Below are 14559 nucleotides of genomic sequence, written 5' to 3'. Positions count from 1 at the left end.
CAAATCCTTTTTAATAATCCTGTCTAGTATGAAATAGTTCAACTTCATTCGCCCTAATTATATCAGGAAGATTATTTAGAACTTCTTGATCAACTATATCAAACTCATTTATTAACCTAGATAATTTAGTGCTTAACCAATCACAATTCCAAATGTTGATTTTTTTACCCATAACTTTTTTACAAATACTCTCTTCATATTTAAATTCTTTATAAAAACGCAGGGATACCCTTTGTAGCCAAATCTCTAAATGCCCTGTATTAGGGGTCATTTCAAATTTTCTATGAATTTTATTTATCAGTTCACTTTTCTGTTTCTTATATTTAATATTAGAAATCAAGCAACTTATAATCGCTGCACATTCTGGATAGGAGCGAGGATTTTTTTGTGCGATATCAACAGTAATCCCTAGTAATACCTTCACATTCCCCAAGCCAATTTTTATTTTGAAGAGCCTTTCATAGTATTGTTTTAAGGCTGTTATTAGGCTTCCGGAATTAGGAAATTTTTTGGATAAAGAATGAATAATTAGTAAATGCTTTTGAAGATTTTTATCATAATGCTTACTATTCATCCAAAATAATTTATCCGATTTAATTGACTCAGTTATAATATCATAACTAACAGAAGTTTTTCCCGGGTTCAATTTTAAACTTAAATTAGATAACACCTCACAAAGATATTTAATTATTACATCACCTGTTATTGGACTATTTACAAAAATTCTGTAATCGTCTCTATATCTTAGTATGAGATATTCGCCTAAAAAATCATTTTGAGACTCAATACTTTTTAACTTTTCAATTAACAGTTCATCGGCATACCCTAGGACAATTTCTGCTATAAAATCCATTAAAGCAGACCCTTGAGGGATTCCATTAGTTTGCCCATGGTGCATATCTTGTAGAAGATTATCTATTTTATTTCCTAGCAATGCCTTATCTTTTTGTTTGCTTTTAGCGTCAGTTTTGCCATGAATTGCCCATGCTATTGAATGAGTATAAATTGAGCTATAACACTCATTGATATCTGTCTGTATTATATATTGAAAATCTAATGCTAACTCTAGCGATTTTTGCTCAACTGCAATCCACCAATTTGCTACTTGTTCTGACTTATTAGAAGTACCTAAATTGGAGCGAAACGGGATACTTAAACAGTGAATATGCTCGTCAGAAGAAAATTTCTGGAATCTTGCCTGAATAAGTTGCCAATTTTGACTTTCAGTGATTAATTTTACTAAGTCGACATATAGTGCTGGATGTATTAGCTGAAATGGTCTCCAAGAGTATTTACCATCTTTATTATTTAAAATCTTATGGTTAACATTTTCAAAATCTCTTGGTTTTGCTCCATTATAAAAATCAGATAACTTTCTATTTTTAAGCTGTTTTTCAACTTCTCTTAATAAAGGTTCAAAGTTTATATAATTAGGTATATCAAAGTTACAATAACTTTTTGCTTTCAAAAAATATTTTTTAGCTTGTGAGGCCGATAACGCTAGTACTGGTATAATTCCTTGCTTTAATTTACTACCCATCTTTTATAATCCATTAATAAAATCCAATTACTTTTTATTTTAGCCAACTTCAAAAGATTCTGCGTCACTGCGCAAAAGTGCTTAAAAGTACCCACAACTTAAAAAATTTTCCGCAGTGACGCGTGCGATAGGTAAATTTTCTATGATCATGTGACAAGAATCTATGCATTCAGCAAGTTTTCTCAGTCCCCTCCAAATAGTTATGAAACCAGGGGTCTCATCTGATTTTCGATTAAAGAAACCACCTTTTTGGGCTAATATTTTAACTGCTGTAACTAAACTTAAAGGAGAGGATATATTTTTACCTAATCTATTTGACCACAGAGATAAAATGACTAATTCATCTGGCGTAAATATAACATCTGCCTTAACCGAATCTTGATATTTCTGTAAATAAGTAATGGAAAGAATTCGGAAAGAAATAATAGACATCACAGTTAAATAACGAATCAGTCTTTCTGCTTCTGATAATCGACAGCTTTCTACCTGATAACCAGATTTAAGAATTTTATGAAAAAGCTCGATGAGCCATCTGTATTTATACCATCTAATTCTAACCAAAGCAGTTTCAAAATCGATCGTACTTAAATTAGTGAGTAACATCCACTCAATAGGGTTTTCACCCTTCTGCGGATTTATCTCTTGAACATAAATAGCATACACCTTAATGGGGCGAGGGGCATTGAGCACTCTATTTCTACTTTGTTGTGGCGCTTGTATAGTAAAGCTACCTATCTTAACGCTTAATTCCACTTCTCTCCATCTATTCACATGCTTATTCACATATTGTATTTCCGTTTTAAAGTAACCTACTGGCGTTTGTTGAGACATATAATTCCACATTCTTTGTTGAACGGGTGATCTCTTAAACCTTTGATTGATTGCTCTATCTTGACGGATGCGTATCAAGAAATTGCTGTCTTTCTTGTCTATTTCAAGCATCAATTCGTACATATCACCCTCCCTATCTGTGATAGTAACCAGTCTCTGCGTATTGGAAAATCCTTCAATAGAATCGTGAAAAGACTCTAGCCACCGATAGCTTTCTTTATCTTGGATCGGTGTGGCATGGCGATTTCTTTTTTTTAATCCTTCGACAAAAGGCCTAGCAAAAATTTTTTGGCCTAAAAATCCCACGGGAATTCCATCCTCTGAGAGAGCTAAAGATGAATGCATGATTAATCCTTTGGAATCTTTACTTATTCCGCCTAATCCTTTGGTTTGATAATGGGTGCTATAATCAATAAAAGTTGTATCTTGTACGATAAGTACCGTTTCTGTTTCTCCAATTCTCTGAAGACTCTTTTGACGGTGCGTTTCCAATATTTTTCTAGCATTGACTTTAGGGTTTTTAAAAAATCGATAACAGGCTTTTGCACCAGACCAGCCTTCACAAGCCGACGGGATCGTGCTTTCTGCATTCAGGAAGAACTGGGTTGCTACTGTCTTTAATCTTTTATTTAATCGCTTATCACCCAGACAGATGTCGTCAAATTCTTTAGAAATCCACTCATGATGAACCATTAGAAACAACTCCCTCTTATTGTTGAAAGAGATGTTATTATCTTTCTAATTTCTTAGAAAGCGAACTTGAACCCTTAAAATAATAAATAAAAATAATTTTACTAAAATAGTATTTGAAAATTGATTATTTTTTATAATATCAGCGTCACTGCGGAAAATTTTTTAAGTTGTGGGTACTTTTAAGGCAAAAGTGGCAGTGACGCAGAATACAATTATTAAATTTCTGATTTATAATCAATAAATTATATTATTTTATCCTATCGGACCGAATCCGATAGGATAAAATTCTTTTGTAAAACCATTGTCCAATAATATCTATTTTGATAAATTTCTATTAAGCACAACTGAAGAGCCTGGGAAGTTCAGGCGAAACCTTTAAGGTCTTGTGCAAAGCCACCCTGCTCCCTAACCTTGTGGCTGGACGTTTAAGTCGGGAAACCCTCATGGATACCTGCCAACTGGCAGCGTAAATTTCTTCAAAATTTACTGTCATTACAATTTATCGTTATGACCTAGCTTCTGGGCGATATTGCTTTGCCTATCTAAAAATGTTTAAAACAAAGGAGGAAAACAACAAAAAACTTGTTGTATCTTGGCTATATCGTTTGCTTTAAAACGATTGATTTGCCCCTAACTTGAGCCTTGCAGCAATAGCTGGGTATCACCTTTTGAGTGAGCCGCTCGACCAACACTAAACAAAATCAGGGCAAGTATTTTAGAGATATTAATAATGCGTAAACAATCTTTGAGACAAGCTGCTAACCGATATTTACAATTGGATAATCGAGGCAGTATCAAGGATAAAAAACATCGTACTTTTGTCATCCATAAGATGATAAATGATTTATTTAAACTAGGTATTGTCCCTTGCTCTTGGTTATCTCTAAACCATGACCACATCCACTATTTAATAATACATTGGAAAAAAGAGAAAATTAAACCTGCGACCATGATGGATTATATGACTACTATTCGCATTTTTCTGAGCAACATAGGACATCATATAGAAAAGTTCGACAATAAATCACTTGGCTTAACACGATCATATAGCGGTAAAAGAAAGAAGCAAGTTTCTGAAGATTTTTGGATCAATATTATTGATCCTATGCCACGATTAATTATGGGATTGCAAACTCAATTTGGCTTAACTTTTCGCGAAGCAATTTCACTGATTCCTGATATTCATATTCAAGAACATACCCTTTGGATAACTCGTGAAATAGCCTTTAACTCCTTAGATAGAATTATCCCTATACGCTATGACCAACAAAAGCAAATAGTTGAGGAATTAATTCAATTTACTCAAGGTAATAGAAACTTAGTAAACAGCCTTCCCTATGAAGCCATCCGTGTTCTATGGCGAAGCGCTTTAAGTGCACACAAGCTATCATCCAATAAAACTTATCGCTATCTCTATGCACAACAATTAAAAAAGAATTTATCACCAGTGCTTGGATGCTATCAAACCAATTGGATTATACGCGATGAAATGGGTATTAAATCACCCAATACCTTATGGTTGTACTTAAATGAGTAAATCAAAGCTTAAAAATGCATGTTATTCAGTTAATGAATGCTTAAAAGATATCAGAGGCTATTCCTTTGCTAGCAAAGCAGACATGCGCCATATATTAAATCGTTGTGTGAAGGATTTACATGAGCTCGGCTATAAATTAGGTCATATTAATGGCTTAAAGTCTAAGCATATTTTTGTTTTAGTAGAACACTGGAAAAAACAAAAAAAGAATACTGGTACCATAAAAAACTACATGGCAAAGCTACGCAAGGTTTCGCTACTACTTAATAAACCACAATTAGTGAAACCCACTAATGAGGCTTATCAAATTAATCGACGTAGCTATGCGCCAACTCTAAACAAAGCCATTCATCAAGTTGATTTTAATAGATGTAATGACCCCTTAATTCGATTATCACTAGAAGCACAACGCCTATTTGGACTCCGACGAGAGGAATCAATGAAGCTTATAGTTAGTGAAGCATGGCTCGGTAATACTCTCAAAATTAAACCTAGCTGGACTAAAGGTGGCATTGGCCGCACATTGCGGATTATCAATAATGAGCAGCGCCAATGGCTTATTAGAGCGTCACAACTAGTTCCAGCAGGTCAATCTTTAATACCTCAAAATAGAAGTTATAAGCAGCACTTAAGTCATTATCAACTTGAAACGAAAAAAATGGGAGTTAGTAAATGTCATGGATTAAGGCATGCATATGCGCAGCAACGTTATCATGAATTAACTAAAGAATTTGACAGTAAAAGATTTGGCTTAATTTGTCCTATTCAAGGTGGTAAACCAAGTAAATTACTTAATAGTTATGAAAAGAAGCTTGATATAAAAGCGCGTGAAATTATTAGCCGGGAATTAGGCCATTCAAGACTGGCTATTACTAAAATTTATTGTGGTTAAATAATAAGCTATAAGGGATTTAATTTATTGCTAAACCTATATGTTTTTATGTAGTAAATATTTCGTATTTTTCTTTCTTATAGGACCTATTTGATACATGGAATAAAAGGATACTACTTAAAATAAGCTCGAAGTATATCAATTAAGAAATCATCTTTTTCGTTAAAAAAAGATTTTAGTTTATTAATTAAATTTAAATAATCATTTTCTCGAACAACTATATAGGGATTGTCGTAGCCTTCAACTTCTGCAACTTTTTGAGCCCATTGCTTCTCTATATTACTAGGGGGGAATTGTGTATCCCACATTAAAAATAGCGTACGTTGTGCTTCACTTAAATGAATACCATATTTATATGACATAAATAAATTTGCTCTAGCTACAATCCCTTTCGCATAGTCAGCTGGCTCTACACGTCGAGTAGCAGAATCTATGGTAATAGGACATCCATAAAACGTTGTATGTGGGTTTAACTTACTATAACGATAATTTGAGCGCGCTTGATTAACTAAGCCTACAGCAGGCCATAAATTATAAAGCTCAGCCTCAGCTTGTCTAAACTTTGGATCAATACGTTCGCAGCAGGCACGACCTCTATATTGCTTGCCATTTCTTTTTTTACAAAGTGGTTCGCGCCAACATGCAAACTGATTTCCAAAATTTTCAGCAGGCATCATATGCTCCCATTCAACTCGTCTTGCTCGCTTAAACTTAGCTGCTGATTGCATATTACAACTCTTTAAATCTACTTGAAGGCGAGCATCAAAACGGCAGCGACAATAAAGCGTCTCTCGATGAAATGCAAAGATAATCCGTGCATTCTTTTTAGCTTGTCCAAAGTTTTTTATAAGCTGACTGACAGCCAAAGCTGAAACCAATAAAAGGAGGATAATACTAAAGATTTTTTTTGGTAATGACATAGCAACACCTTCCAATCTTTAATGAAAAATAGTGTAACAAGTCCTTCTTAAATTTACAGCTACCTAATAATTAGAATGAAATTGAAAGTAATTTAGTAGCTGTAAATTTAAGGTATGTGTTACTGTATTTAACAACTATATTGCTCAGGTTTTTATAAATTTATCAATAGCAAAGTGTTTATATAAACCCATCTATATTATCCTTATTGATTTTAATTTTTGGTTTGTTAGAATCAATATAAACACAGCTGACGAGCCAGTGAAATTCTGGCGAAACTAGATTTCTAGTCCTGTAAATGCCATCTTCTTCCCTAATCCTATGGCAGAACGTTTAGTCGGGAAACCATTAAATCTGATGTTTTATTAGATTTAATTCATGGATTAAGTTTCAGTACTTACACTCGAGGAAGGCTTACGCCTACTTTCATTAATAACTAGGCAAAATCAACCGACGAATCGGTGATATTTTTCTATGCATAATTCATAGGGATTGAACTATTCCCTGTGGGATATCAGTCTCTTTGGTTCAAAGGAGAGATCATGCAATTTAAAAACGCTGTAGAACGAGACATTGAGCACTTACTTGCTGAATTAGTTTATTGTTTAAATGCTTTGCGTCAGTTTCGTGAACAATGGACTTTAAATGACATTCAACAAGTTGAGCTCATCCTTGCTGATTTTAAGCAACATGTACCTGCTTACCACTGATTGAATTTAACTGTCTTTCCGCATCACAGAAAAACTACTGCTGATGCGGAAGTTTTCCTGTGGTGCTTTTACTTAAAAACAACTAGGAGAACACGATGACTGCTTTTTTAAATAAAATTCAACTTATTGGTCATTTAGGTACGGAACCAAAAACTATCACTTGTAAGAGTGGTCAGTCATTAGTTACGGCTACGTTAGCGACAAATGAGTCATTCAAAATCAAGGAAGAACGGCATACGCGAGTTGAATGGCATCAGCTGGTCTTCTTTGGCTCTTTAACTAAAGTCACTGACTATTTAAAGAAAGGAAGTTTAGTCTTTGTTGAAGGCAAGCTTCGCTCAAATCCATGGACTGATGAAGATGGCAATAACCGCCACTCTATTAGTATTGTGGTGAGTAATATACAGTGTTTAGGGCAAGAAAAGGCTAATCAAGCTCCAACAAATGTTGCTGACAGTCACATTGCTAACCTGCGAGACATGTTGCAAGACAATACAGTAGATGTCCCCTTTTAGCTATTCATCATTTAAGGGATATAAGTTTGTTTATTAATCTATTTAATTAAGGAGAATGCAAGATGCTTACCCCAAGTATTTATGTTGCATGCCTGGCCTCTTACAACCATGGCATTTTACACGGAGCTTGGATTAATGCTAATCAACATGCTGATGAGATTAGTGATGAAATCCAAACGATGTTAGCTAAAAGTACTGTTGAGGAAGCTGGTGACTATGCACTTCATGATTACGAAGGATTCGGCAACATCCATCTTAGTGAATATGAAGACATAAAAACCATCTCTCGATATGCAGACTTCATTGCAACATACAGCAAACTAGGCCAAGCCCTTATTGTCGATGTTGGCTTTGAGGAAGCAGTTCTTATGATGAATGAGTGCTATCTTGGCGCTTATGATTCAGAAGTTGATTTTGCCTGGCATATTTTGGAAGAGTGCTATAGCCATGCGATACCAGATAATTTAATAAGTTACTTTGATTGCGAAGCGTTTGCGCGTGATCTGTTTCTTAGTGATTATTATTCGGTTGAAGCGAATGGTGAAATACATGTTTTTTCAAGGTATTAAGCCCCTCATAGGGGCTTTTTTATTAATACATGTATTTACTATTCAATAATACTTACCTTGTTATTAATTTATGCTTATAGATAGATTATTCTCAACTAATGGCTCAGATACTAGTCTTTCAATATTTACCTCAATTTTTGCAAGTCTTGCTGCACGTAGAAAATATCGCAACATGTCATTATTATTTTCGTTAACATTGATGGTTACAGGTATAGCTCCCTCCTCTAAACCAGCCTGAATTGAAAGTCTATCCGCAAACTTTTTTAAGATCTTCATTTCATAAATCATCAGTTCTTGTCCTTTACCGCTCATCAGTGTAAATAACGTATCTAATTTAACCGTTTTATTCTCAATTTTATAAAGGCAAAAGGCATGTGGAATCCCGTGATAAGTTATAATAATACCGCTCATTTCTTCATTCATAATGTTTTTAGCAATAAGATCTAAATTCTTATAATCACTATATTTAAACTTAAATTTGTCGCTCTGTATAAAAATGGCACGAAGATTTGCGCGGCCAAAACTATCAATTGATTCATGAGAATAATCTTCATTCGTAATCGGTTTATTAAGATAAACATCTGGCGTAATAAATAAATGACTAGGAATAGGTCTCGGTATGTAGTTAAAGGGATAATCTGGAAAGCGACTATCATTTACAAAATGTGGATTAATTGAATTACCTAAACGATCAAATTTAAGGGTTGAAAACTCTAAGCGGATAAAGGTTCGATTAACATCTTCTAAGGTTTGGGTTGGAGTATGCACTGAATACGCATTCATAAGTGCGATCTCGAACGGCTTAACCGTTATCGTTCTAGATTCATCAGCTAATGCTCTGAAAATGGCAAAGAAATGATGTATTTTAGGATCATAGGGAGTCATATCAAATTGTTGTGTATAGAACATGGTAGGAATTGAATCCGTCACAAGATAAGCATGATCTATTAATTGTGCTTCTGGGTTCTCTCTATCTCTTGGGATCCCATCAACATGTGGGCCTGGCACTCTTTGAGAATTAGAGCGAGGTACAAAGCCTTGATCAACTGTTAAATACGCATATAAATCATTCCATCCCTTATTTAGAGAGGCTTCAAAATTGAAAATTTGTTGTAGTTCGTCTGCAAAATGTTGATATTCTATTGGTATCCTAATATCACTACCAGGTAATTTTATAGGTAAATGAAGACATCTTGGTACCTCAGGTTTTGCGAAACGTTCTTGATTCTTCACTGTACCGATTGTAACGGGAGTATGTACTCGCTTAGAAAACTCTGATTTATCCCAAAATTTACCAATACTATCAACAACAGCTTCCCTTCTCATAGACTGATTAATCATTATCGCTTCAGGTTCAATAGCAAAATATTGATTTGCAAAAGTTGGGATAGAGCTACGATTATTATTATATGATGAAGTTATATTGGCTATTAGAACCTGCTCTACAAAATTTTGTAATATTAAAGGATACTGAGCAAAAACATTATGGTAGCTTCTTAAAGGTTTTTCGCCTACATAGTCAGAGATAAAAACACCGATATCAGTATGTAATTTTGCAAGAGGATTAGCTTGTTTATATCTCTGAACGGCTCTTAGGATATAAAAGGTTTCAACATCTACAGTACTTGCCTTTAAGTCTTTTGCCTCTTTTAACCAATTAAATGTTTCAACAAATATCGTTGGGACATGTAAATGTAAGTTAGTATTGTTTTCATCAAGTTTAACAAGTTCGCCAGAATAATGTTTTGCCGAACGAATGGCTATTCTATCGCCAATTTCTGGTAATTTCTCTGCAGATACTTTCGGAATATACCCTGCTGCACTACCACTAAAAACACCAATACAGTTAAACTTTTCTAAAATTATCGAAATTTGCTCTTCACAAATTTCACCATAATTTAAATTTAAAACAATAAATCCTACATGGGGAGCATGCTGACTTTGAATATAAGACAGTGAGACAAGATGGCCTGAAAATTTATTCTTACTTATTTTGCCATTAAACATTTGCTCTAATGATGAACTTACCGTATCTTCAAGAGAACAACCGGCAATAATTAGAATATTTTTCTTTGCTAAATAAGTAGACGCTTGTTTTTCAAAAGCTAATAAATCCTCTTTACAGATTAATTTATATTGCTCAGTATTACCAAGAATGGGTATTTTTTGAAGATCAATACCGGCTATTTTTAATGTAATCAATTGCTGAATTAAATTTTCATGGCTTACTAAATTTGAAATATAAACTTTAAGCTCACCAGCATTATTCAAAGCAAGATAAAATTTAACCGATGAAGGCACCTCAATTTCAATAAGGATCTTCTCTTTAACTGACTCTGTATAAGCTTGTAACTCAACCTTTGAACCAAGGAATACAGTTGTCGCTTTTTCCCCTATGATTCGTCTAATGGTTGGATAGAGCCTTATATCCAGAGCACGTTTGATCTCTTGTTCCTGATCTTGTGAGCTAGATTCTGAATTAGCAAATAACGTATTTTTTTCTGAGGGGTTAAATGCGCGAACGATATTTGGCAGAGCCATGTTATAATTAAATCGACTAATATCTATGTCTTTAGCAATAAAGTCTTGGTAAATAAAAGGAGCAACTTTAAAATATTTAGCTCTATCTGCCCAGCCTACAGATGCTAAATAGGTACAATGTTCATCTGTTTCCCTAGATATTAATTCTAGCCATTCGTGCTGATATTTCGCTAAATACTCCTTAGGAACTTGGTAACTACTAAAAAAAGAAGGCGTTTTGGCTATCATCTTTGTTTCTAGCGTTTGATCAATTTTTATAGATCTGCCCTCTATAATTATGCCTTGTTTCCATAAATCCTGTAGGGATTTTATTGCCTCCTGCCTTGTCTTTTCATTTGAATTTAATTGAGAAGCCTGCTGAGCAGTTCGCACTAGATCATAAGCGACTAAGAGAGCAATAGGTGACTCCTCTGCTCTTAATTTTGCAACTTCAGGAGAGACTCTAATAAGTTCATCACCTTCAAACGTATAAAGTTCCTCGTATCGGTTCTCGCCCCTAACTTTTTTAAGGATATTACTGACAATTAGCAGGCCAGCATATAAACCATTCTCCTTACGTATGGCGCTATTTTGCTCACTGTCCTTTGCAAGCAGATCATAATTAGAACCATTAGACATAAGCCATAGGAATTTTGGAATGCACTCCATCCATAATATGGGTTTTGAAGGATTATAGACCCAAGAAAATTCTTGTTCTAAAATTTGATAGTTATCAGGATTTTGTTGTTCTATTTTTCTTAATACCGAATCAACAATGTCTGTTTGCGTTTGATCACTTATACCTAGCATTTTACATAAGCGTAATACTAAGACCGTTCTAGGTAGAAGCTTATCAGAGGCAGTAATACCTAAGCTTTTAGCCTGTTCTAGTAATAGCTCTTCTAATTTTCTTATTAAAGTTTTATAAATCAAAGAATTATCTTTTTCACCAGCATCGAGTTGCTGTTGATAAGCTATAAACAACTGACTTAATATAACAAAGCTTTTGTTAAATTTTTTTATAACCGGTTCAGTTAAATTAACTGCGCCTTTAGCATTGTTACCATTTACACCAGCAATATCCGCTAAAATTTCTATTTTTTTCATTGCAAGATATAAGCTCGAATTCTCTTTGGCGATGTTTGTGAAAGACATAACCCAGTGGACAACCATACTTAAAGGATATTCTAAAGTATCAAAGCTGCTGGGATTAAATCCGCTATGCCACAGGGCACGCAGGCAACGCTGCTGTGAAGGATTCAACTGGCAAAAATCTTCTAATAATCCTTCTATTTGAAATAGATGTCGCAGAATAAGATCATGATCATTCTCTTTTACCTGATAGTTGTCATGAAGTATGCGTTTTAACTCAATATTTTTGCCTAAGTCATTGAACAAAACAGCATAGAACATCGTATCTAATAATTGTTCATCAAAGATTTCGTTTTTTAGAAATACGCTCTTAAATTGGTCATGTAATTGAAGATAGCTTTCTCTTGAAAGCATGATTTCTCTCTTTTGTCCTTCAACCAATTTTTCATAACAATCACCTCGTAAGATATAGAACAAAGCAACAGCTGCACTTAAGCCCCTGTTCAACTCAACATAGTCTTTTCTATCGTAGGCCGGCTTTGTTTGTATTTGACCTCTTTCATCAAATAACAAACCATTTTGTAATAAAATCGATGAGGGTAAATCGTCTTCTAATATATTAACTAACTCATGTAATATACTAGGAGAATTTTGCATAGGTTGGCATAAACGCTTAAGTTCATTTGGCCATTTAGTTGCTAAAGCACAAATAAGCTCTCTGTTTAGATTTTGTGATGTGAGTAAGTCTTGTTTTATCAAAGAGCTTATTTGCGGCATATCTACTCCCTATTCAAAAAATTGATTGAAACGTGATGAAGCATCAGAGTTTAATTTGCAGCAAACTAAAATACCTGATGCTTTACTAGATAAGTAATTTTTAAAATTTTGGAACTACATCTAGCTGACTTGGATTATTAGGGCTCTGATTAGGTTGTTTGTATAACGTTATACCTAACGCCATTGCTTCACTAAGCGACGATTTTGGCTTAATAGCATTCGCAAAAACGTCTTTATTGAAAGGAGGTGTGTCTTGTAAGGTACCAGAAGGTAAACATTTTAAAGCAGCTGAAAGAGCGCCTTTAAATGCTTCTAGAACTTTTTTAAGCGGCTCTCCTTCAAAAGTAGCATCACTTGGGGTATTTTTTAGCATTAACTCTATATAGCGTTTATTAAAAACATAACTTTCTAATTGCTTAGAATCTAATTCAGCAAAAAATTGTATTCCTGCCTCTTGAATAATTTGATGCACATTTGGATGACGGAAGGTTACTTCAAGTTGGGGCAACGTTTTACCAGGATAAATATTAGATAATTCTGGACAGGAAAAACCTGCTTGACCTTTTATAATCAACAAAGGTAATCCAGCTAAAGTTTTTAATGAAATGAAATTATGCTCAGTACCATACTTTATATTCAGATAACGACAAAAATCTAGAAAATCATCAAAATTCTCTGAAACAATAGCACACTCTAAATCTGATTCAGTATAGGAAGCGTTGTAACTTCTTGAACCTGTCGGTGCTAAATTTACGGGAGCAACTGGTTTTGAGTATTGCTGATTGCGCCATTCATTAAACTGCTGTTGCAATTTAGAGAACCAAGCCATAACTAACTTGTTATCAGCGGCAAAATCTTCCATATTGTATCCTGAGCTACTTAGATTCTCAGCACTAGGAAATTTTTTTTCAACTTGTAAATCTTTATCCAATAAGTAAGGAACAAAACGCTCTATTTGGGGAGTGTTTTTTAATGCATTTAAAATGGGTATAGTTCTCATTAAAGATAAATCCTGTGGTAATTATAATTCTATTTTTTTCCTAAAAGACGTTAAAATAACGACACGATGCTCAAAAGCGCAGAAATTTACGCATAAAATTAACAAATTTTCAATAAAAATAAGATGGGTTTAATTTTAAAAACTAAGAGATAGATAAAAACTATGACGGCTTGAATATAATTTAAGTACAACATTATTATACATTTACAGTAATATTCATTCTTATTAAATATTATAAGTTATGAAAGTGTCCCAGATTTGGGGAAGACCCAGGTTAGTTTGTACAAAGCACCCTTTAAAGTACCCATTATCGTTATCTGGAATCAATTATGTATCTTGAAAATCCTTTACCGGTCTATGCCGTTGAGCGGAATCGAACCGCTGACCTATTGATTACGAGTCAATCGCTCTACTGACTGAGCTACAACGGCAATTTTTACAGTATAGTCTTGGGTATTTTGACGAGCAAGCTTGGCTAGTTCCTTGATTAATTTAAATAAGCGTCGATTGACCAGCTGCCGGCGCCTACTATTAATAGGTAACAACATCCCATTAGCATGGCCCAATCTGATCTGGCTTCATGAAGCATGCTCCAGAAACCGTATCGGTTTACTTCGCGTACTTGAAATGGCCCCCATTGGCCGTTAAACCAAATAGGCATTTTTGTCGTTAAAAGAGCGATAATCATCAAAATAATGAGAGGAATACAGGCAATACGGGTAAATAATCCGAGAAGAATTAATACGCCGCACACTAACTCTAACCAACCTACTAAGGGACCTAATATATTGGGATAAGGGATTCCAAGGTTTTTAAACCAACCTCGGCCAAAAAGCTCAGGAAAAATTAATTTTTGGATGCCTTCAGGGAAGAAAACGAATCCAATCCCTAAACGAATGAAAATGACCCAGGGAGAGGCAATGGTACTGAATATGTCCTGAAATAGAGTTGGTTCCATTTAAATT

General features: G+C 34.4%; 11 protein-coding genes and 1 tRNA gene. 5 read left to right on the top strand and 7 right to left on the bottom strand.

Annotated features, from left to right (window positions below; genetic code table 11):
* Positions 1-10 precede the first annotated feature (10 nt).
* Both DYH30_RS04985 and DYH30_RS04980 read right to left on the bottom strand, forming a co-directional pair.
* Positions 11-1540 carry an RNA-directed DNA polymerase gene (locus tag DYH30_RS04985; RefSeq protein WP_207385753.1) on the bottom strand — a complete coding sequence of 510 codons (1530 nt, stop codon included), beginning with the start codon at positions 1538-1540 and terminating at the stop codon, positions 11-13.
* A gap of 81 nt (positions 1541-1621) precedes the next feature.
* A complete protein-coding gene (locus DYH30_RS04980) occupies positions 1622-3064 on the bottom strand; it encodes an IS4 family transposase (protein WP_115330445.1) in 1443 nt (480 codons plus the stop codon).
* A 730-nt stretch (positions 3065-3794) separates the two neighbouring features.
* Here DYH30_RS04980 and DYH30_RS04975 point away from each other — a divergent pair.
* Entirely contained in the window at positions 3795-4601 is an 807-nt protein-coding gene (locus tag DYH30_RS04975) for a phage integrase N-terminal domain-containing protein (RefSeq protein ID WP_115330586.1), read from the top strand.
* Positions 4594-5493, top strand: a complete 900-nt coding sequence (locus tag DYH30_RS04970) for a phage integrase N-terminal domain-containing protein (RefSeq protein ID WP_115330585.1) — start codon at positions 4594-4596, stop codon at positions 5491-5493. Before DYH30_RS04975 ends, DYH30_RS04970 begins: the two co-directional genes overlap by 8 nt.
* Before the next feature lie 113 nt (positions 5494-5606).
* Here DYH30_RS04970 and DYH30_RS04965 read toward each other — a convergent pair whose 3' ends face one another.
* Positions 5607-6413, bottom strand: a complete 807-nt coding sequence (locus DYH30_RS04965) for an endonuclease (RefSeq protein WP_115330584.1) — start codon at positions 6411-6413, stop codon at positions 5607-5609.
* Positions 6414-6953: 540 nt separating this feature from the next.
* Here DYH30_RS04965 and DYH30_RS17915 point away from each other — a divergent pair.
* The 3 genes from DYH30_RS17915 to DYH30_RS04955 all read left to right on the top strand — a co-directional run bounded on the left by DYH30_RS17915 (position 6954) and on the right by DYH30_RS04955 (position 8205).
* Positions 6954-7121 carry a hypothetical protein gene (locus tag DYH30_RS17915; protein WP_160116155.1) on the top strand — a complete coding sequence of 56 codons (168 nt, stop codon included), beginning with the start codon at positions 6954-6956 and terminating at the stop codon, positions 7119-7121.
* A 95-nt stretch (positions 7122-7216) separates the two neighbouring features.
* On the top strand, positions 7217-7636 hold the full coding sequence (locus DYH30_RS04960) for a single-stranded DNA-binding protein (RefSeq protein ID WP_115330583.1): 420 nt from the start codon (positions 7217-7219) through the stop codon (positions 7634-7636).
* A gap of 62 nt (positions 7637-7698) precedes the next feature.
* A complete protein-coding gene (locus DYH30_RS04955; RefSeq protein ID WP_115330582.1) occupies positions 7699-8205 on the top strand; it encodes an antirestriction protein ArdA in 507 nt (168 codons plus the stop codon).
* 63 nt (positions 8206-8268) lie between these two features.
* On the opposite strand, the gene DYH30_RS04950 is transcribed toward DYH30_RS04955, so the two are convergent.
* The 4 genes from DYH30_RS04950 to DYH30_RS04935 all read right to left on the bottom strand — a co-directional run bounded on the left by DYH30_RS04950 (position 8269) and on the right by DYH30_RS04935 (position 14552).
* A complete protein-coding gene (locus DYH30_RS04950) occupies positions 8269-12594 on the bottom strand; it encodes a DUF6829 domain-containing protein (RefSeq protein WP_115330581.1) in 4326 nt (1441 codons plus the stop codon).
* Between the two features lie 100 nt (positions 12595-12694).
* Positions 12695-13594: a hypothetical protein gene (locus tag DYH30_RS04945; protein WP_115330580.1), complete on the bottom strand. Its 900-nt coding sequence runs from the start codon at positions 13592-13594 to the stop codon at positions 12695-12697.
* Between the two features lie 358 nt (positions 13595-13952).
* Positions 13953-14025: transfer RNA gene (locus DYH30_RS04940), tRNA-Thr, on the bottom strand.
* Positions 14026-14081: 56 nt separating this feature from the next.
* Positions 14082-14552: a DoxX family protein gene (locus DYH30_RS04935; protein WP_115330579.1), complete on the bottom strand. Its 471-nt coding sequence runs from the start codon at positions 14550-14552 to the stop codon at positions 14082-14084.
* Positions 14553-14559: the final 7 nt, after the last annotated feature.

The organism is Legionella busanensis, assembly GCF_900461525.1.
Classification (GTDB): Bacteria; Pseudomonadota; Gammaproteobacteria; order Legionellales; family Legionellaceae; genus Legionella_C; species Legionella_C busanensis.
The sequence above is the reverse complement of the archived record's forward strand: the minus strand, read 5'-3'. Positions and strand labels throughout refer to the sequence as shown.

Bases quoted from the DNA above. Each gene is read 5' to 3' on its own strand.
- DYH30_RS04985 (WP_207385753.1), bottom strand. From the start codon at position 1,540: ATGGGTAGTAAATTAAAGCAAGGAATTATACCAGTACTAGCGTTATCG.
- DYH30_RS04980 (WP_115330445.1), bottom strand. From the start codon at position 3,064: ATGGTTCATCATGAGTGGATTTCTAAAGAATTTGACGACATCTGTCTG.
- DYH30_RS04975 (WP_115330586.1), top strand. From the start codon at position 3,795: ATGCGTAAACAATCTTTGAGACAAGCTGCTAACCGATATTTACAATTG.
- DYH30_RS04970 (WP_115330585.1), top strand. From the start codon at position 4,594: ATGAGTAAATCAAAGCTTAAAAATGCATGTTATTCAGTTAATGAATGC.
- DYH30_RS04965 (WP_115330584.1), bottom strand. From the start codon at position 6,413: ATGTCATTACCAAAAAAAATCTTTAGTATTATCCTCCTTTTATTGGTT.
- DYH30_RS17915 (WP_160116155.1), top strand. From the start codon at position 6,954: ATGCAATTTAAAAACGCTGTAGAACGAGACATTGAGCACTTACTTGCT.
- DYH30_RS04960 (WP_115330583.1), top strand. From the start codon at position 7,217: ATGACTGCTTTTTTAAATAAAATTCAACTTATTGGTCATTTAGGTACG.
- DYH30_RS04955 (WP_115330582.1), top strand. From the start codon at position 7,699: ATGCTTACCCCAAGTATTTATGTTGCATGCCTGGCCTCTTACAACCAT.
- DYH30_RS04950 (WP_115330581.1), bottom strand. From the start codon at position 12,594: ATGCCGCAAATAAGCTCTTTGATAAAACAAGACTTACTCACATCACAA.
- DYH30_RS04945 (WP_115330580.1), bottom strand. From the start codon at position 13,594: ATGAGAACTATACCCATTTTAAATGCATTAAAAAACACTCCCCAAATA.
- DYH30_RS04935 (WP_115330579.1), bottom strand. From the start codon at position 14,552: ATGGAACCAACTCTATTTCAGGACATATTCAGTACCATTGCCTCTCCC.